We start from the raw sequence: 17,739 nt of genomic DNA on the forward strand, positions 1-17,739 counted from the left end.
CGGCTTGGGCGAAAGTCGCTGTGGTCAGCCCCCGTTCCGCGGCCGCGGCGGCCGCGGCCTCGATGGCTGTGGCGCTGGCGTCCAGGCCTACCACGGTGTGGCCCCGCTCGGCGAGGGCCAGCGACAGGGCGGCGTGGCCGCAGCCCGCGTCCAGCACGTCGCTGCGGATCTTGCCCTGGTCGATCAGCGCCGCCAGCTCGGGCTGCGGCCGGCCGATGCTCCACGGCGGCGGGGTTTCCTGCCGGTATGCGGCGTCCCAATCCATGCTCGGCCCGGTCATTCGTCCTCCTCGCGATCGGCCATCCCCTGAGCCCTATTCTGCGGGGGCCCCTTGCGTCGAATCACAGACGGGAACGAACACATGCAATTGCTTCTGGTCCGGCACGCGCTGCCGCTGCGCAGCGAACACGGCGAGGGCTCCGACCCGGACCTGTCGGACGAGGGATTGGCGCAGACCGAGCGACTGCCCAAGGCGCTGGACCGGTTTCCCATTTCCCGGGTGGTGAGCAGCCCGCAGCGGCGCGCGATCCAGACCGCCGAACCGGTGGCGGCGGCGCGGGGGCTCGCCGTCGAGATCGACGACCGGTTCGCCGAATACGATCGCGACCTTCCGCTGTACATCCCGGTCGAGCAGATCCGCCAGGAGATGCCCGAAGAGTGGGCGCGCCTGGCCCAGGGGCATCTGCCCAGCGCGGTCGACGAGGACGCGTTTCTCGCCCGGGTGCGCGCGGCGGTCGACGATCTCGTCGCCTCCGCCGACCCCGAGGACACCGTCGCGGTGTTCAGCCACGGCGGCGTGATCAACGTGCTGTTGCATCAGATCCTGGGGACGGCCCGGCTGTTGTCGTTTCCCGTCGACTACGCGTCGGTGACCCGGCTGTTGTTCTCGCGATCGGGTCAAGCGACGGTGGCGGGCGTGAACGGAGTCGAGCACGTGTGGGACCTGCTGCCGCGAAATCAAAGGTGGTAAACAAGTCCGGTGACTTCAGCTGACCAACTCGAGGGTCTCGACCTGGCCTCGCTGGACTCCTATCTGCGTTCGCTGGGCATCGGACGCGCCGGCGAGCTGCGCGCGGACTTCATCTCCGGTGGCCGCTCCAACCTGACGTTCCGGGTCTACGACGACGCGACCAGCTGGCTGGTACGCCGCCCGCCGCTGCACGGGCTGACCCCGTCGGCGCACGACATGGCCCGTGAGTACCGGGTGGTCGCGGCGCTGCGCGACACCCCCGTCCCGGTGGCGCGCGCGATCGCGCTGTGCGAGGACGACGCGGTGCTGGGGGCGCCGTTCCAGATCGTCGAGTTCGTCGCCGGGCAGGTGGTGCGCCGGCGCGCCCAGCTGGAAGCCTTCAGCCACACCGTCATCGGGGGCTGCGTCGACTCGCTGATCCGGGTGCTGGTCGATTTGCACAGCGTGGATCCCGAGGCCGTGGGCCTGGCCGATTTCGGCAAGCCCAGCGGTTTCCTGGAGCGCCAGGTGCGGCGGTGGGGGTCGCAGTGGGCGTTGGTGCGGCTGCCCGACGACCGCCGCGACGCCGACGTCGAGCGCCTGCATTCCGGTCTGCAGCAAGCGATTCCCCAGCAAAGCCGCACGTCGATCGTGCACGGCGACTACCGGATCGACAACACCATCCTGGACGCCGACGACCCGACGAAGGTCCGCGCCGTCGTCGACTGGGAGCTGTCCACCCTCGGGGACCCGCTGTCCGACGCGGCGCTGATGTGCGTCTACCGCGACCCGGCGCTGGACCTGATCGTCAACGCACAAGCCGCGTGGACGTCGCCGCTGCTGCCGACGGCCGACGAGCTGGCCGACCGGTATTCACTGGTCGCCGGTTTGCCATTGGCGCATTGGGAGTTCTACATGGCGCTGGCGTACTTCAAGCTCGCGATCATCGCCGCCGGCATCGACTTCCGCCGGCGGATGTCGGACCAGGCGCGCGGACTGGACTCCGATCACATGCCGGAGGTCGTGGCGCCGCTGATTTCCCGGGGGCTCGCGGAGCTGGCCAAGCTGCCCGGCTAGGCCCCCTGGCGCGACGCCGCGTGGTGCTTCTTGGCGGCGCGGCGCAGCTGCAGGATGCGCGCCGTGCCGACGGCGACCGTGATCAGGCCGCCGACCACCGCCGCCAGCAGGATGGCCACCCCCAGCGGCAGGCTCCAGTGCCAGCCCAAGAACTGGAACGGCGTCGACGTCGTGTTCTGGGTGATGAAAATCAGCAGCAGGATCAAGATCAGGAAGCCGGCGATCAGGGCCGACCACAGCGCACCGGCGCGGGTGAACCCGATGGCCGGTTCCCTGGGTGTCGCACCCGTCGAGGGCGTCGCTGCGTGCTCGCGATGCGGCTGGCTGGGCGAGTCAGGGCCGGGGCTGCTCATAGTGCCATCTTTGTCCCATCCGGCACAGAATGAAACCAAACCGCGCAACCGGCCCGGCGCGCCCCCGCACCGCCGCGATTCTGGCGTTACTGTCGGCGGTATGGGGATGACGTCGCGCGCGCACCGCGCGATCATCCAGGCGGCGGTATGGCTGACGGCGATCTGCGTGCTCGCGGCGTGCAGCAACTCCGACCCGCTGGGCGCCGAGGTCGGCAGCCCCAAATCCATCGTGGTGGGGTCCGGCGACTTCCCGGAGTCGCAAATCATCGCCGAGATCTACGCACAAGCGTTGCAGGCCAACGGGTTCGAGGTGGGCCGGCGGATGGGCATCGGCAGCCGGGAAACCTATATCCCCGCGCTCAAAGACCACTCGATCGACCTGGTGCCGGAGTACATCGGCAACCTGCTGCTCTACTTCGCACCCCAGTCGACGGCGACCATGCTCGACGCCGTCGAGCTGGAGCTCGACCGCAGGCTGCCCGGCGACCTGTCGATCCTGACCCCGTCGCCGGCCACCGACACCGACACCGTGACCGTGAGCTCCGCAACCGCTAATGCGTGGAAGCTGAAGACAATCGCCGACCTGGCGGCACATTCGGACGACGTGCGGTTCGGGGCGCCCTCGGCGTTCGCGACCCGGCCGGCCGGCCTGCCGGGGCTGCGGCAGAAGTACGGACTCGACATCCGGCCGGGTAACTTCGTCGCCATCAACGACGGCGGCGGCGCCGTCACGGTGCGCGCGCTGGTGGAGGGAAGGGTAAACGCCGCGAACATCTTCACGACGTCCCCCGCGATCCCGCAGAACCAACTGGTGGTGCTCGACGACCCCGAGCACAACTTCCTGGCCGGCAACATTGTGCCGCTGGTCAATTCGCAGAAGAAGTCGGACCGCCTCAAGGAGGTGCTGGACGCCGTGTCGGCGAAGCTGACCACCCCCGGGGTGGCCGGACTCAACGCCGCCGTGGCCGGAAACTCAGGCATCGACCCCGACGAGGCGGCACGGAACTGGCTGCGGGACAACGGCTTCAACCACCCGGCCGGCCGATGATCGTCTTCGACAACGTCACCAAGGCCTTTCCCGACGGCACCACCGCGGTGGACCAGCTCAGCCTGGTGGTCCCCAACGGGAAGCTGACCGTATTCGTCGGCTCGTCCGGCAGCGGCAAGACCACCGCGCTGCGGATGGTCAACCGCATGATCGAACCGACGTCGGGCACCATCACCGTCGACGGGGTGGACGTGTCCACCCTGGACCCGGTGCGGCTGCGCCTGGGCATCGGCTACGTCATCCAGCATGCCGGCCTGATGCCGCACCTTCGGGTAATCGACAACGTCGCAACGGTTCCCGTGTTGAAGGGACAGTCGCGCCGGGCGGCCCGCACCGCCGCCTACGAGGTGCTCGAACGGGTGGGCCTGGACACCAAGCTGGCCACCCGCTACCCCGCCCAGCTGTCCGGCGGTGAGCAACAACGCGTCGGGGTGGCGCGCGCGCTGGCCGCCGACCCGCCCATCATGTTGATGGACGAACCGTTCTCGGCCGTGGACCCGGTGGTGCGCGTCGAGCTGCAGAACGAAATCCTGCGTCTGCAAAGCGAATTGCACAAGACGATCGTGTTCGTCACCCACGACATCGACGAGGCGCTCAAACTGGCCGACCAGGTCGCGGTGTTCCGCTCCGGTTCGTTGCAGCAGTACGACGGGCCCGCCGAGGTGTTGTCGCGGCCGGCCAACGATTTCGTGGCCAGGTTCATCGGTCTCGGCCGCGGCTATCGATGGCTGCAACTCATCGACGCGGCCGGCTTGCCGCGGCGCGACGTCACGCGCGTCCCGGCGGACGACCTCCCCGACGCACTCCCGGGCGGGTGGGCGGTCGTGGTGGACGCCGCCGGCATGCCGATCGGTTGGATCGACACCGACGGCCTGCGCCGGCACCGCGGCGGTGCGCCGTTGTCGGACAGCTTGAGCGGCATCGGGTCGCTGTTTCGGCCCGGCGGCAATCTCAGCCACGCGCTGGACGCGGCGCTGTCGTCGCCGTCCGGGGTGGGCGTCGCCGTTGACGACGGCGGCCGGGTCATCGGCGGGGTGCTGGCCGGCGACGTGCTGGCCGCGGTGGAAGCCCAACGGCGGGGGTAAGCGATGCGTTACCTGCTCACCCACCTCGACGACGCCTGGGCGCTGCTCGTCGTCCACCTGCGGCTGTCGCTGGTGCCGGTGCTGATCGGCATGGCGATCGCCGTCCCGCTGGGCGCGGCGGTGCGCCGGGCGCCCGTCGCCCGCCGGCTGACGACGGCAACCGCGAGCGTCGTGTTCACCATCCCGTCGCTGGCGCTGTTCGTCGTCCTGCCGATGATCATCGGCACCCGCATCCTCGACGAGGCCAACGTCATGGTGGCCCTGACGGCCTACACCGCGGCGCTGCTGGTGCGGGCGGTCCTCGAGGCGCTGGACGCGGTGCCGGCGCAGGTGCGCGACGCCGCCACCGCGGTCGGCTACCCGCCGATCACGCGGATGCTGAAAGTCGAACTGCCGCTGTCGATTCCGGTGCTGGTGGCCGGGCTGCGGGTGGTGGTGGTCACCAACATCGCGATGGTGTCGGTGGGCTCGGTGATCGGCATCGGCGGCCTGGGCACCTGGTTCACCGAGGGCTACCAGACCAACAAGAGCGATCAGATCCTCGCCGGCATCATCGCGCTGTTCGTGCTCGCGGTCGTCATCGACGCGCTGCTCGTGGTCGCCGGGAAACTGGTCACGCCATGGGAACGCGCCGCGCGCGCCCCGCGTCGGCGCTCGGTGGTGGCCCCGATCGTGGGCGGCGCGCGATGAACTTCGTGCAGCACGCCATTTCCTACCTGTTGACCGCCGGCAACTGGACCGGACCGGTCGGGCTCGCCGCGCGCGTCTTGGAGCACCTGGAGTACACGACCATCGCGGTGGGCGCCTCGGCGCTGATCGCCGTCCCCGCCGGGCTCGTCATCGGGCACACCGGGCGCGGCACGCTGCTGGTCGTCGGCGCGGTCAACGGGTTACGCGCCCTGCCGACGCTGGGCGTGCTGCTGCTCGGGACGCTGCTGTTCGGGCTCGGGATGGGGCCGCCACTGGTCGCCCTGATGCTGCTGGGTGTCCCGGCGCTGCTGGCCGGCACCTATGCGGGAATCGCCAACGTCGACCCGACCGTGGTCGACGCCGCCCGCGCGATGGGCATGACCGAGGTCCAGGTGCTGCGGGTGGAGGCGCGCAACGCGCTGCCGTTGATCCTGGGCGGGTTGCGCAGCGCCACGCTGCAGGTGGTCGCCACCGCGACGGTCGCGGCCTACGGGAGTCTGGGCGGGCTGGGCAGGTACCTGATCGACGGGATCAAGGAGCGCGAGTTCCATCTGGCCCTGGTCGGCGCGTTGATGGTGGCCGTGTTGGCGCTGGCGCTCGACGGGCTGCTGGCATTGGCGGTGTGGGCGTCGGCGCCGGGCACCGGTCGACTGCGCCACACTTATCGGACACTTCCCGCACGCTTCGCGGGCACGATTTACGGTAGATGAGTGAACGCAGATTCCCCTGATTCGACTCGGCGCGTGTGGCAGGCGATGCTCACCTGGCGTGCACAGGACGTATCGCGGATGGAATCGGTACGAATCCAGGTGTCCGGCAAGAGAATCAAGGCCAACGGCCGCATCGTCGCCGCGGCCACCGCCACCAACCCGGCGTTCGGCGCGTACTACGACCTGCAGACCGACGAGACCGGTGCCACCAAGCGGCTCGGCATGACCGTCACGCTCGCCGAACGGGAACGCGTGCTGTCCATCGCGCGTGACGAAGAGAACATGTGGCTGGTCACCGACCACCAGGGCGAGCACCGCGCCGGGTACAACGGCGCGCTCGATTGCGACGTGGTGTTCAGCCCGTTCTTCAACGCGCTGCCCATCCGGCGGCGCGGCCTGCACGAGCAGGCGGAGTCGGTGACGCTGCCGGTGGTGTACGTCAACCTGCCCGACATGTCGATCACTCCGGACGTCGTGAGCTACACCAGCTCGGGCGGTCTCGAGGGCATCAAGCTGCGCTCCCCGGTCGCCGACACCACGGTCAGCGTCGACGAAGAGGGGTTCATCGTCGACTATCCAGGGTTGGCAGAGCGGATCTGATCACCCCGCCGGCCCGGCCGGCCGCGGCCAGCTCCTCACGCCAGTTTTCGGCGCCGATGACGACGTGGAAGATTTCGGATCGCGGGAAGCTGTCGTAGCGCGTCCGGGCGGCGTGGCCCGCCTCGACGAGTTCGGCCACCGAGTTGTTCTCCACCAGCGAATCGCGGGCCCGGCTCAACAGCTCGATGACCCGGTCCACGGCCGGTACCAGGTGATCCGCATTGCCCTCGGACATCGCCCGAACCAGGTCCGGGGCGGTGGCCGCCACCCGCGTCCCGTCGCGGAAGGACCCGGCGGCCAGCGCGAACGCCAGCGGGACCTCCCCGGCGATGACGGCCAGCGCCTCGGCGAGCAGGTGCGGCAGGTGCGAGATGGCGGCCGCCGCGGCGTCGTGGTCGTCCGACTTGGCCGGCACCACCACCGCGCCGCAGTCCAGCGCCAACGCCATCACCATCGACCACACCGCCGGATCGACGTGGTCGTCCACGCTGAGCACCCACGGCGCCCGGGTGAACAGCCCGGGGTGGCCGGCGGCCCAGCCGGAATGCGCTGTGCCCGTCATCGGGTGGCCGCCGACGAAGCGTTCCTGCAGACCGGCCGCGGCGACCTCGTCGAGCACCGCTTTTTTGACGCTGGTGACATCGGTCAGCGGGCAGGCCGGCGCGAGTTCGGCGATGTGGGCGAGCATGCCGGCCATCGCCGGCATGGGCACCGCGAGGACGATCAGCGCACCGGTGTCGGCGGCGCGGCTCAGCGTCGCGGTCAGGTCGGTGGTCGCGTCGAAACCGTCCGCGGCGGCTCCCTGTGCGCCCTCCACCGACCGGTTGTAGCCGAACACTTCCCGGCCCGCCACGGTGGCGGCGCGCATGATCGACCCTCCGATCAGGCCCAACCCGAGCACGCACACCGGTGTTTGAGAAGCAGGGCTAGCCACAGACCTAAGGTTGGCACAAACCGGTGGCGGCGGTGCGCCCAGATGTTGCCGCGCCGCCCGGTTCGCCTCGCGCCGTCTGGTCAGGGGGCCTGTTCTGCGACTACCGTAAGCGGCCATGGGAGCACAACGAGCCCCAGCCCAAGGGCTGTCCGCCGATACGCCGGACGGTTTCGGCGTCGCGGTCGTGCGCGAAGAGGGCCAGTGGCGGTGTTCTCCAATGGCCCGTAAATCGCTGCTGAGCCTCAAGGCCGCCGAGACCGAGCTGCGGGAATTACGCAGCGCCGGCGCCGTGTTCGGGCTGCTCGACGTGGACGACGAATTTTTCGTGATCGTGCGCCCCGCGCCGTCCGGAACGCGGCTGCTGCTGTCGGACGCCACCGCCGCATTGGATTACGACATCGCCGCCGAGGTGCTGGAGAAGCTGGACGCCGACATCGACCCCGAGGACCTGGAGGATTCCGACCCCTTCGAGGAGGGCGACCTCGGCTTGCTGTCCGACATCGGCCTCCCCGAGGCGGTGCTGGGCGTCATCCTCGACGAGTCCGACGATCTGTACGCGGACGAGCAACTTGGCCGCATCGCGCGCGAGATGGGTTTCGCCGACCAGCTGTCGGCCGTGATCGACCGCATCGGTCGGTGATCGCAAGCGCGGCGGAGCCGGGCGCAGCGGGTCGCCGCCATCAAAGCCGGTCGGTGATCGCAAGCGACGAGGATCTGATCCGCGCCGCGTTGGCGGTCGCCGCGACGGCGGGTCCCCGCGATGTGCCCATCGGCGCGGTGGTGGTCGGCGCCGACGGCACCGAGCTGGCCCGCGCGGTCAACGCCCGCGAAGCCCTGGGCGATCCCACCGCACACGCCGAGATCCTGGCCCTGCGCGCGGCCGCGGCCGCCCTCGGCGACGGCTGGCGGCTGGAGGGCGCCACGCTGGCCGTCACCGTCGAACCGTGCACCATGTGCGCCGGCGCGCTGGTCCTGGCCCGCGTCGGCCGACTGGTGTTCGGGGCGTGGGAGCCCAAGACGGGCGCGGTCGGGTCGCTGTGGGACGTGGTGCGCGATCGGCGGCTCAATCATCGGCCGCAAGTGCGCGGCGGGGTGCTCGCCGACGAGTGCGCCGCACCGCTGGAGGCCTTCTTCGCCCGCCAGCGATTGGGGTAAGCGGCCAACGGTTCGGTAAGCTGCTCGGCGGTGGCGTGTCCGAGCGGCCTAAGGAGCACGCCTCGAAAGCGTGTGACGGCTAACACCGTCCGAGGGTTCAAATCCCTCCGCCACCGCCAATAGAGTTTCAGCGGTCTCCCGCGGAAAGTGAGGCCGCCTCACGCCTTTTGGAAGCAGTAAAGCCGGTACTCGGTGGGGCCGCCATCTTGCAGGCTTTGATGTGTCTTCCAAACCCGCTGGTAGCTGGGCACCAACGCAAAGCTGTGCGCGAATGCCGGCACGACGGCGTTCATCACGGCCACCCACCAGTGCGAGTTGTTCTCCATCCCGCGCGCGACCTCCGCATTGATCAGCCTCTGCGACAGCATCCGCATCGGCGCGTCAGCCAACTGCGCCTCCCAGGTGGCGATGCCCCCGGCGAATCGAAAGTCGGCGTACAGCAGGTGTCCGCCCGGGCGCAGCACGCGCGCCACCTCCGCGAGGAACTGAGGGAATTGGGCGTAGAGGTGTGAGGATTCGATGTTGATCACCGCGTCGAAGGATTCGTCGGGGAAGGGCAACTGCTCGGCGTCGCCTTCGACGAAGTTCAGGCCGGCCACTTGGTGCCGTTCTCGGCAAAACGCGATGCCCGCTGAGTTCAGATCCAGTCCGGTGTATGAGGCCGGGTGCAAGGCGCGGGTGAGGTAGGACGCCCCGCCGCCGTGGCCGCAACCGACCTCTAGGACGTGCTTACCGTTGAGATCCACCTGGGTTGCCGTGCGGTGATAGAGCTGGATGAAAAACCGGTTGTGCTCATCGGACGGCGAAAGGGGAACGCCCATCGGCGGATCCTCTTCGTACCCATAGTTCAGGAAGACGACGTCGTCCGGGGCGAGCCGGTGGGTCAAATACCGGTACAGGATCTTCTTGTAGAACGCGCGAGCACACGTCTCGTACGTCTCGTTGGCCTTGCCGACGAGAACCCCCGAAAAGCCGCGCTCGTGGCTCTTGAGCGCCATGGGTGAAGCGTAGCCCCGCACGGCCACCGCGGGAGCAAATCGCGCAATGTGGGATGACCCGGATCTCGGGTTCTCTCGCGGATTCTCGGCCATCGTTGGCCGAAGGTGGATAGCATCTACTCACAAACAATTGCAGAGCGCGCAGCAAGAGGCCCAGATGACGAAGAAAGTCGAGATCGTCGCCATCTCCTGGCTCTGTTGTGCCCTGATTGCGCCGGCCAGCTCTGTGGCCGAATCTGTCGCGCGCGCAGACGATTTCGGTACGTCGCTGTACACCGGCGTCAACGGCCTTCGCCAGCCATGCGGGCCACTGCGCGACGACCCGCGGTTGCGGGCGGCCGCGCAGCGGCATGCCGACGACATGCTGCACACCGGGTTGAGCGGCCATATCGGTTCGGATGGCTCCTCGCCGCAGACGCGCATCGCCGATGCCGGCTATGTCGGATCCCACGCCACGGGGGAGATCGTCTATTGGGGCACCGGGTCGGCCGCCAATCCCGCCCAGGCCCTGGACTCGTGGATGCAGAGCCCGCCACACCGAGGGCTCATCGTGAATTGCGCCTTCACCGCGAGCGGCTTCGCCACCGCATCCGATGGCAACAAGATGACCGCGGTGGGCGACTTCGCGGCTGTTTAAGCCCTTGGCGGTCAAGCTTTTTCGCTCTCAGGCCTGGGTGCCGGCCAGCTTCCGGGTCGTCAGCGCCTCGGTGTCCTGGAACGGCCGGCCGTCGGGCCGCAGCAGGTCGTGGAACCAGACCTTCGGGATCGCCGTGTAGGGGTGGTCCCACGATTCCCACGGAAAGTAGGTCTGCGTCTTGCCCGCGACCAGGCCCCAGTTGATGGCACCGACGTTGTGCCGCTTGGCCACCGGCAGGATTCCCTCCACCGTGCTGCCCCTAGGCCGGGCCATGTACTCGGTGCACAGGATCGGCCGCCCCAGCGGGGCAAGCTCGCCGATCCGATTCTCGAAGCCCGCGGGATCTGCGTAGGAATGGAAGGTGATCACGTCGGCGTTGGCCAGCTGAATGTCGCTAATTGCGCTGCGGCCCTGGGGTTGTCCCCAGTCACCACGCCACACGCCGCTGGTGAGCGGCTGACTCGGATCCACCGCGCGCGCCCAACGGAACACCTGGGGGAGCAGGTTGGCGACCAACTGATCCTTGTCGCTGCGCTCGACGTTGCGATACTGGCGCGCCGGGTTGTCGGGCTCGTTCCACAAGTCCCAACCGAGAACGCGGTCGTCACTGCGGAACTGGGTCAGCACCGCGGTGACGTAGTCGCGCATGACGCCGGCGTAGCGCGGATCGCCCAGCCGTTCGGCCCCGGGACTCTGCACCCAGCCGGAGTTGTGCACCCCGGGCGTCGGGGCCCGCTGCCGGCCCGCCTTGGGTGCGGGGTCCCAGCACGAGTCGAAGAAGACGAACAGCGGCTTGATGCGGTGGCGCGCGGCGATGTCGACGAACTGCGCCAGCCGCGTCTGGAATCCGCGCTGATCCTGGGCCCACAGCTGATCGTGCAGGAACACCCGTGCGGTGTTGTGCCCGTAGAACCTGGCCCAGCCCAGCTCGGCGTCGATGCGCCTGGGGTCGTAGGTGTCGGCCTGGAACATCTCGAGTTGGTTGATGGCGTTGGAGGTGATGTAGTTCGATCCGACGAGGAAACCTTGCGCCTGATACCAGCGGTTGGCGCGGTCGGCGGGCCACCGGCCCGCCTCCTCGGCGAAGGCGCGGGGCGCTCGCGCCAGCGCGGTGCCAGCCGCCAGGAAAAGTGGCAGCTTGAGGGCCGTTCGTCGTTGCACGATGTGACGATAAATTTTCCCGGCGATTTCCCCGGGATTTGCTCAGCGCGTCGCGCCAGCTTGACGTGGGAATTGTTATCGCCTCGTCACCCGGCGCCCATCGGAGCGGTTCCCCGCTAGCGCAATTTGCGGCCGTACTTGTCGGTGACGCTGCCGGTGAACATCATGATGGCGTCGACGATGCCCCAAATCATGCCGGCGAGCAGCACCGGGAAACCCACGAAGCAAAACAGCGTGAACAGAAACCCGAAGAAGCCCAGACACAGCTGCGCGACGGCGATTTGAGTCGAGTCGAGGTAGAAGCGGCCGACGCCGAACACGCCGAAGAACAGCTGCAGCAGGCCGGCCGTCGAGGCCGACTTATCCGACAGCGGCTGGCCGGTGACGGGATCCCGCCCGTACGGCGCATGGGGATCGCCGTATCCCGGGTAGCTCCCGTACGGATAGCCGGGATAGGGCTGCTGCGGCGGAAACCCCGGAGGCGGCGGCCGCCAGCCTCCGGGCGGTTCGCCGGCCGGGTCTCCGGGCGGGTTCGGCGTCGACATTGGCCCGAGTTAACTCTCGTGCCGGCGCCGCGTCTACTTAGCGGTTTCTCAGCAAAAGTTTGGTGCAGATATAGTTGCCTAGTGCTACTATCGCCACACGACATCATCGGATGTGTGGAGGAGGGGCCCGTGCAGGCATTGTCGTTCGACCCGGCCGCCGCCAGCATCGGGTCCGACGTTGTCCGCGGCGCCATGCAAGGCCTGCAGGCCGGTGTGACGGCGTCACCCTCGACCACCGCGTTGGTGCCCGCCGGGGCCGACGAGGTGTCGGCGCAGGCGGCTCTCGCTTTCGCCGCCGAGGCCACCGCCTTCTTGGCGCTGCACACGGCCGCCCAGGAAGAGCTGGTCCGAACGGGCACGGCGGTGGTCGACATCGCCCGGATGTACTCGGAGGTCGACGCCGCGGCGGCCGGCGGCGTGCTCGGCATCCGCCCGCCGGGCACCTACCGGATGGCCGGATAGGCGGCCGCCCGGGCGGGACAAATTCGCGCCCGCGGAGACGGCAAAGTTACTTCAAACTTCACCCCTGGGAGCGCGATACTGAAGGGGTGCCCGAGCGAAACGTGTTAGGCGGTCCCCTGGAACCGTGCGGCACAGAGCCACTGACCGGCTACTACCGCGACGGCTGTTGCTCCACGGGCACCGAGGATCTGGGCCGGCACACGATCTGCGCGGTCATGACGGCCGAATTCCTGGAGCACCAGCGCTCGATCGGCAACGACTTGCTGACGCCGGTGCCCGAATACCGCTTCCCCGGATTGCTGCCCGGCGATCGTTGGTGCGTCACGGCGCTGAACTGGCTTAGGGCGCACCAGGATGGCTGTGCCGCACCGGTGGTCCTGGCCTCGACACACGAGCGCACCCTCGAGGTGGTGCCCCTAGAGGCGTTGCAGGAACACAAGGTCGACGTGCCCGACGACTTGGCGAACCTGTAGGGACCACGGCGGATCCACGCCTGGCGCCTGTGTCATATTTCTCTTCGACGACGCGTCGAAAAGAGGATCCGGTGGGCTCTGCCGTGGACGACATCGACTTCGACGATCTGACCGCGCCCAAGCTCACCGACGTTCAACGCCAAATCCTGGAATTCACCGAGGCCAAAGCCGTCGACTTCGACGTCGACCGGATGTTCGGCGAGGCCGTCGAACAGGCGGGAGTCAATGACCTCGACGACGTCGACGGCTTCGGTGATCGGCTCACCGCGCACGTCGCCGCGATAGAAGGCGACGAGGGCCTGCGCCAGCTCACCCGATCCAGCCTGCGGCAACGCGTCGTGCGCTTGCTGCGCAACCGGTTGTCGCTGACCGAGCTCCTCAAGCGGTATCCCGAAATCGAAAGCATCGCGATCGAGAAGCCGTTCATCGTCGTGGGGATGCCCCGATCCGGCACCACCCACCTGGTGAATCTCATTGCCGCCGATCCCCGCCGCCGGGCGCTGCCGTACTGGGAGAGCCAGGAGCCCATCCCCGCCCGCGGGCAGGGGCCCGACATCGACGGGATCGACCCCCGTTACGCGCGAGCCAAATCCGAGCACGACGCGCTCATGGTCAGCGCCCCGGTGGTGGCCGCGATGCACGACCGGTTCCCGGAGGCGATCGAAGAGGAAGTCGAGCTCCTCGACCTCGATCTGGCCGGCTACGTCCTGGAATGGCATGCGCGCGTGCCGGACTGGCGCGACTACTATCTGAGCCTGGATCAGACCCGGCACTACGCATACCTGCGGAAAGTGCTGCAGGCGTTGACGTTTCTGCGGGGGCCGCGAACCTGGGTGCTGAAGAGCCCTCAGCACTGCGAACAACTCGGCCCGCTCATGGCGACGTTTCCCGATGCGACGGTGGCTTTCACCCACCGTGACCCCGTGGCGGTGATCCAATCGGCGATCACCATGATGGCCTACTCCGATCGGCTCCGCCGAACCAGCATCGACCCGGACTGGTTGCTGAACTACTGGAGCGACCGGGTGCGCCGGCTGCTCGGCGCATGCGTGCGCGACCGCGAGCTGGTGCCGGCCGAACGCAGCATCGACATCGGCTTCCACCACCTCAACGGAAACGAAATGGCAATCCTCGAACGGCTTTACGCGTGCGGCGGTGTCGAGTTGACCCCGAAGGCGCGCAAACGGTTCGAGAAATACCTCGACGGCAACCCCCGCGGCAAGCACGGCCGCATCCGCTACGACCTGCACCGGCACTTCGGCATCACGGCCGACGAGCTGCGGGCGCGATTCGACTTCTACTTCGACAAGTTCGACGTCCATGCCGAGACCTGACCGGAGGGCCACCCAGCGATGACTTTCGAACCGGTCTACCGCGGGCGGCCCGGCGCCGACGCCATGCGGCCCGCCGCTGCCGAACGGGCGGAGGAGATCGCGCCCGGGCTGTGGTGCTCGCCGGGGCTCTCGAATTCCTACCTGCTCACCACCAACGAGGGCCGGGTGATCGTCAACACCGGCATGGGTTTCGAGGGGCCGGTGCACCGCGCGAACTTCGACGCCGTCGACCCTTCGCCGGTGCGCTACGTCATCTTCACCCAGGGTCATGTCGACCACGTCGGCGGTTTGGACAGCGTGCGCGACCCGGAGACGATCGTCGTCGCGCAAGCCAACTGGACGTTGTGGCGCGACGACAACGAACGTCTCATCCCGTATCGCGCCAGCCGTAGCGCCTTCGCGTTCAAGGACACCCTGGCGGCGGGCATCCAGGCGATCCAGCGGCGCCTGGGCGTCACCCGGTTGGCCGGCCAAAGCGTTCCCGTCGTCGACCTCGACTTCGAGGACAGCATGACCCTGTCGGTCGGCGGCCGGCGGATGGAACTGATCTCGGTACCCGGCGGCGAGACGACCGACTCCCTGGTGATCTGGTTGCCGGATGAGCGGATCTGCCTGTGCGGCAACACCTTCGGCCCCTTGTTCGGCCACATTCCGAATCTGGTCACCATGCGCGGCGACCGGTACCGCGACGCCCTTACCGCCATCGCGTCGGTGGAGCGCGTGCGCGACCTGCGGCCCGAACTCCTGGTCACCGGTCATTTCGGACCCATCGCGGGCGCCGAGCGCATCCATGCGGAACTGACCCGGCTGAGCGACGCGATCCGGTACGTCCACGACCGGACGGTCGAGGGGATGAACGCCGGCAAGGACGTGCGCACCCTGATGCGCGAGATCACCTTGCCCGCGGAATACGCAGTGGGGCAAGGCTATGGGAAGGTGTCCTGGGATGTGCGGGCCATCTGGGAGAACTACTCCGGCTGGTTTCACCACGAGTCCACGACCGAGCTGTATCCGGTCGGGTTCGACGCCGTGGCCGCCGACGTTGTCGAGCTGGCCGGGGCCGACGCCCTGCTGGTCCGGGCCCGCGAACACCTGGCCGGCGGCCGGCCGCTGCAGGCCATTCACCTCGCCGAGCTCGTGGGGTCCGACCACGCGGGGGCGCGCGCCGTGCTGCGGGAGGCCCACGAAGACCTGCTGGCCGCGAGCACCAATTTCTGGGAAAGCGCCTGGCTCACCAACCAGATAGCGAGGAACTCATGACGGCGAGCGTCAGCTTCGACTTCACCGGGACCACGGCCCTGATCACCGGCGGCACCAGCGGTATCGGGCACGCCACCGCGGTCCTGTTCCGCGATGCCGGGGCTCGTGTCGCCGTCACCGGGACCAAGCCGGCGGCGGCCGATTATCCGGCCGACCTGTCCGGCATGGAATACCACCAGCTACAGATCACCGAGCCCGGTTCGGTGGACGCGCTGGCCGGAAGGTTCACCGCCCTGGACGTGCTCGTCAACAACGCCGGTGCCAATTTCCCTGGCGGCCTTGACGAGTCGAAGCCCGACGGGTTCGAGGCGTCGGTCGCGCTGAACCTCACCGGGCCCTATCGGCTCACGATGGGCCTCTACCGCGCCCTGCGGGCCTCGACCGCGGCCGGTGGCGCCAGTGTGGTGAACCTGGCGTCGATGTCGGCGCTGCGGGCCGTCCCCGTGGTGCCCGGATACGGCGCCGCGAAGGCCGGGATCGTCTGCATCACCAGAAATCTCGCCGTCAAATGGGCGGCCAAGGGGATCCGGGTGAACGCGGTGGCGCCAGGCGCCGTCGACACCCCGATGACCGCGCCCATGCGCGGCTCGGACGAGTTGATGGAGTCGGAGCTGGCACACATCCCGCTGCGCCGCTTCGGCACCGTCGGCGAGGTCGCACCGACGATCGCCTTCTTGTGCACCGAGCAGAGTAGCTACACGAGCGGCGCGGTGTTCGTTGTCGACGCCGCATCGGACTGCGTCTGAAATGCGAGGAACGCCATGACATTAGCGCTTCGACCCGAGGACCTCTACCACACCGGCATCGTCGTGCCCGACCTCGGCGCGGCGATGGAACGCCTGAGCACGCTGGCCGGCTACCGGTGGATCAGCCCGATGAGTTACACGCTGCCCTTCCGCACCGCGGAAGGCGTCCGGGAACTGACGTTGACCATCGTCTACTCCTTGCAAAGCCCGCACCTCGAGTTGGTGCAGGAAGTGCCGGGCAGCCCGTGGACGGCCGCCCCGGGCAACGCCGTGCACCACCTCGGCTACTTCAGCGACAACCTGGCCGAGAGCGGGCGGGCGCTCGAGGCCAACGGGTTCACTCTCGAGATGACCGCGGAGGTGCCCGGCGCCGACCTCGGCCTATTCGCGTACTACACGGACGATTCGGGCGCCCGCATCGAGATCGTCGACCGCTCGCTGTTTCCCGACTTTCCCGCATTCCTGCAGTCGATGACCGCGCCGGAGGAGGCGTGACGTGCTGCTGACGGTGCTGCGTTTCAACTTCGCCTCCCCGCACGGTGACCCGCGCACCCAGAGCGCGTTGCTCTCCGCGGCGTTGGAGTTGGCGCAATGGGGCGAGTCACACGGCATCACCTCCGTCAGCGTCGACGAGCACCACGCCACCGGCCACGGCTGGAGTTGCAATCCGATCATGGCGGCGGCGATGTTCCTCGCCCGCACCTCGACGCTGATCGCCAGCGTGGACTGCGCGCTCGGGCCGCTGTGGAATCCGGTGCGGCTCGCCGAGGACATCGCCCTGGTCGACAACATGAGCCGCGGCCGGCTGCACACCACGGTGGGGCTTGGCTACCGCACGGTCGAATACGACGCCATGGGAATCGATTTCGCGCGGCGCGGCACCCTGATGGACGCTCTGCTCGAGCGGATGCTGTCGGTGTGGTCCGGCGCCGACGCGGGAATCTGCACCGGCACCTGGACCCGGCCCCATCCACCGCTCTATGTCGGCGGCGGGGCGCGCGCCACGGCGCGGCGGGCGGCGCGATTCCGGCTGCCGCTCAGCCTGGCCGATCACCTGCCCGACATCGCCGCCTACTATCGCGAGCTCTGCGCCGAGGCCGGCATGACCCCGTTCATTCTGATGCCGGGGCCGGTCAACCGCGGGATGATCTACCTGCACGAGGACCCGGACCGGGCGTGGGCGGAACTCGGTGAGCACATCCTTTGGGAGGCGGTCACTTACGGCGGCTGGTCCACCGACCAACGGTCGCTGATGCATTTGCCCGGCGTGCAGTCGCTGGACGAGGTCCGGGCGTCCGGCAGGTACCGCTTCCTGACGCCCGACGAGTTGATCGCCGAAGTGCGCGACGCCGAGAACTACGGCCCCCTGGTGATGCACCCGCTCGTCGGTGGCATGCCCGTCGACGAAGCGTGGAGGTCGGTCCAGCTACTCACCGACAAGGTGCTGCCCGCGCTGGGCTGACTGCGCACCGAATCCAATCGACGCCGCGCACGTCAAGTCGGCGGAGCAGACTCTGGCGCG

23 protein-coding genes and 1 tRNA gene are annotated in these 17,739 nt (G+C 68.6%); 18 read left to right on the forward strand and 6 right to left on the reverse strand.

Annotated elements, in window-relative coordinates:
• The coding region (locus A5702_RS18345) for a class I SAM-dependent methyltransferase (RefSeq protein WP_156669673.1) at positions 1–280 on the reverse strand (280 nt) is incomplete at its 3' end.
• Positions 281–361: 81 nt separating this feature from the next.
• Between A5702_RS18345 and A5702_RS18350 the strand changes: the two genes are divergently transcribed.
• Together A5702_RS18350 and A5702_RS18355 are read left to right on the forward strand one after the other, a co-directional pair.
• Complete coding sequence (locus A5702_RS18350; RefSeq protein WP_055403544.1) at positions 362–970, forward strand: histidine phosphatase family protein; 609 nt, start codon at positions 362–364, stop codon at positions 968–970.
• Between the two features lie 9 nt (positions 971–979).
• Positions 980–2,026, forward strand: a complete 1,047-nt coding sequence (locus A5702_RS18355; RefSeq protein WP_055403543.1) for a phosphotransferase family protein — start codon at positions 980–982, stop codon at positions 2,024–2,026.
• On the opposite strand, the gene A5702_RS18360 is transcribed toward A5702_RS18355, so the two are convergent.
• Positions 2,023–2,379 (reverse strand): lipopolysaccharide assembly LapA domain-containing protein, encoded by a 357-nt coding sequence (locus tag A5702_RS18360; protein WP_055403542.1) that lies wholly within the window; start codon positions 2,377–2,379, stop codon positions 2,023–2,025. The genes A5702_RS18355 and A5702_RS18360 overlap by 4 nt on opposite strands.
• Positions 2,380–2,479: 100 nt before the next feature.
• On the opposite strand from A5702_RS18360, the gene A5702_RS18365 reads away from it, so the two are divergent.
• From A5702_RS18365 to A5702_RS18385, 5 genes are read left to right on the forward strand one after another with little or no spacing between them, the layout of a single operon-like run.
• Positions 2,480–3,427, forward strand: a complete 948-nt coding sequence (locus tag A5702_RS18365) for an ABC transporter substrate-binding protein (protein WP_055403541.1) — start codon at positions 2,480–2,482, stop codon at positions 3,425–3,427.
• Positions 3,424–4,512 (forward strand): ABC transporter ATP-binding protein, encoded by a 1,089-nt coding sequence (locus tag A5702_RS18370; RefSeq protein ID WP_068222499.1) that lies wholly within the window; start codon positions 3,424–3,426, stop codon positions 4,510–4,512. Before A5702_RS18365 ends, A5702_RS18370 begins: the two co-directional genes overlap by 4 nt.
• A gap of 3 nt (positions 4,513–4,515) precedes the next feature.
• Positions 4,516–5,202 carry an ABC transporter permease gene (locus tag A5702_RS18375; protein ID WP_068222502.1) on the forward strand — a complete coding sequence of 229 codons (687 nt, stop codon included), beginning with the start codon at positions 4,516–4,518 and terminating at the stop codon, positions 5,200–5,202.
• A complete protein-coding gene (locus A5702_RS18380) occupies positions 5,199–5,912 on the forward strand; it encodes an ABC transporter permease (protein ID WP_067817519.1) in 714 nt (237 codons plus the stop codon). Before A5702_RS18375 ends, A5702_RS18380 begins: the two co-directional genes overlap by 4 nt.
• Positions 5,913–5,957: 45 nt before the next feature.
• Positions 5,958–6,512: a putative glycolipid-binding domain-containing protein gene (locus tag A5702_RS18385; RefSeq protein ID WP_082459870.1), complete on the forward strand. Its 555-nt coding sequence runs from the start codon at positions 5,958–5,960 to the stop codon at positions 6,510–6,512.
• Here A5702_RS18385 and A5702_RS18390 read toward each other — a convergent pair.
• Complete coding sequence (locus A5702_RS18390; RefSeq protein ID WP_197281257.1) at positions 6,475–7,419, reverse strand: prephenate dehydrogenase; 945 nt, start codon at positions 7,417–7,419, stop codon at positions 6,475–6,477. The two genes, A5702_RS18385 and A5702_RS18390, sit on opposite strands and share 38 nt — an antisense overlap.
• A 142-nt stretch (positions 7,420–7,561) precedes the next feature.
• Between A5702_RS18390 and A5702_RS18395 the strand changes: the two genes are divergently transcribed.
• The 3 genes from A5702_RS18395 (at position 7,562) to A5702_RS18405 (ending at position 8,720) form a co-directional block, all read left to right on the forward strand.
• Positions 7,562–8,086: a tRNA adenosine deaminase-associated protein gene (locus A5702_RS18395; protein WP_055403535.1), complete on the forward strand. Its 525-nt coding sequence runs from the start codon at positions 7,562–7,564 to the stop codon at positions 8,084–8,086.
• A gap of 56 nt (positions 8,087–8,142) precedes the next feature.
• A complete protein-coding gene (locus tag A5702_RS18400) occupies positions 8,143–8,601 on the forward strand; it encodes a nucleoside deaminase (protein WP_055403552.1) in 459 nt (152 codons plus the stop codon).
• Positions 8,602–8,630: 29 nt separating this feature from the next.
• Positions 8,631–8,720, forward strand: a tRNA-Ser gene (locus tag A5702_RS18405).
• A 39-nt stretch (positions 8,721–8,759) separates the two neighbouring features.
• Here the strand turns inward: A5702_RS18405 and mtf2 are convergent.
• Positions 8,760–9,599, reverse strand: a complete 840-nt coding sequence (gene mtf2 / locus A5702_RS18410) for a fatty-acid O-methyltransferase Mtf2 (protein ID WP_082956117.1) — start codon at positions 9,597–9,599, stop codon at positions 8,760–8,762.
• Positions 9,600–9,756: 157 nt separating this feature from the next.
• On the opposite strand from mtf2, the gene A5702_RS18415 reads away from it, so the two are divergent.
• Positions 9,757–10,236: a CAP domain-containing protein gene (locus A5702_RS18415; RefSeq protein WP_197506624.1), complete on the forward strand. Its 480-nt coding sequence runs from the start codon at positions 9,757–9,759 to the stop codon at positions 10,234–10,236.
• A 27-nt stretch (positions 10,237–10,263) separates the two neighbouring features.
• Here the strand turns inward: A5702_RS18415 and A5702_RS18420 are convergent, their stop codons facing one another.
• Both A5702_RS18420 and A5702_RS18425 read right to left on the reverse strand, forming a co-directional pair.
• The gene (locus A5702_RS18420; RefSeq protein ID WP_068222504.1) at positions 10,264–11,397 is read right to left on the reverse strand and encodes a 1,4-beta-xylanase; all 1,134 of its coding nucleotides are present in this window, start codon (positions 11,395–11,397) and stop codon (positions 10,264–10,266) included.
• Between the two features lie 116 nt (positions 11,398–11,513).
• Positions 11,514–11,942 (reverse strand): TM2 domain-containing protein, encoded by a 429-nt coding sequence (locus A5702_RS18425; protein WP_068222507.1) that lies wholly within the window; start codon positions 11,940–11,942, stop codon positions 11,514–11,516.
• Positions 11,943–12,071: 129 nt separating this feature from the next.
• Between A5702_RS18425 and A5702_RS18430 the strand changes: the two genes are divergently transcribed.
• The 7 genes from A5702_RS18430 (at position 12,072) to A5702_RS18460 (ending at position 17,679) form a co-directional block, all read left to right on the forward strand.
• Complete coding sequence (locus A5702_RS18430; RefSeq protein ID WP_067817531.1) at positions 12,072–12,404, forward strand: PE domain-containing protein; 333 nt, start codon at positions 12,072–12,074, stop codon at positions 12,402–12,404.
• Between the two features lie 86 nt (positions 12,405–12,490).
• Positions 12,491–12,877: a DUF2237 family protein gene (locus tag A5702_RS18435; RefSeq protein WP_055403532.1), complete on the forward strand. Its 387-nt coding sequence runs from the start codon at positions 12,491–12,493 to the stop codon at positions 12,875–12,877.
• 71 nt (positions 12,878–12,948) lie between these two features.
• The gene (locus A5702_RS18440) at positions 12,949–14,211 is read left to right on the forward strand and encodes a sulfotransferase (protein WP_068222511.1); all 1,263 of its coding nucleotides are present in this window, start codon (positions 12,949–12,951) and stop codon (positions 14,209–14,211) included.
• Positions 14,212–14,229: 18 nt separating this feature from the next.
• Complete coding sequence (locus tag A5702_RS18445) at positions 14,230–15,471, forward strand: MBL fold metallo-hydrolase (protein ID WP_068222514.1); 1,242 nt, start codon at positions 14,230–14,232, stop codon at positions 15,469–15,471.
• Positions 15,468–16,217, forward strand: a complete 750-nt coding sequence (locus A5702_RS18450) for an SDR family NAD(P)-dependent oxidoreductase (protein ID WP_068222518.1) — start codon at positions 15,468–15,470, stop codon at positions 16,215–16,217. The genes A5702_RS18445 and A5702_RS18450 overlap by 4 nt, the downstream gene beginning before the upstream one ends.
• A 15-nt stretch (positions 16,218–16,232) precedes the next feature.
• Positions 16,233–16,712, forward strand: coding sequence for a VOC family protein (locus tag A5702_RS18455; RefSeq protein WP_068222520.1), 480 nt, complete (start codon positions 16,233–16,235; stop codon positions 16,710–16,712).
• 1 nt (position 16,713) lies between these two features.
• On the forward strand, positions 16,714–17,679 hold the full coding sequence (locus tag A5702_RS18460; RefSeq protein WP_068222523.1) for an LLM class flavin-dependent oxidoreductase: 966 nt from the start codon (positions 16,714–16,716) through the stop codon (positions 17,677–17,679).
• The last annotated feature ends 60 nt before the right edge of the window (positions 17,680–17,739 follow it).

Source organism: Mycobacterium sp. E3339, assembly GCF_001666915.1.
Classification (GTDB): Bacteria; Actinomycetota; Actinomycetes; order Mycobacteriales; family Mycobacteriaceae; genus Mycobacterium.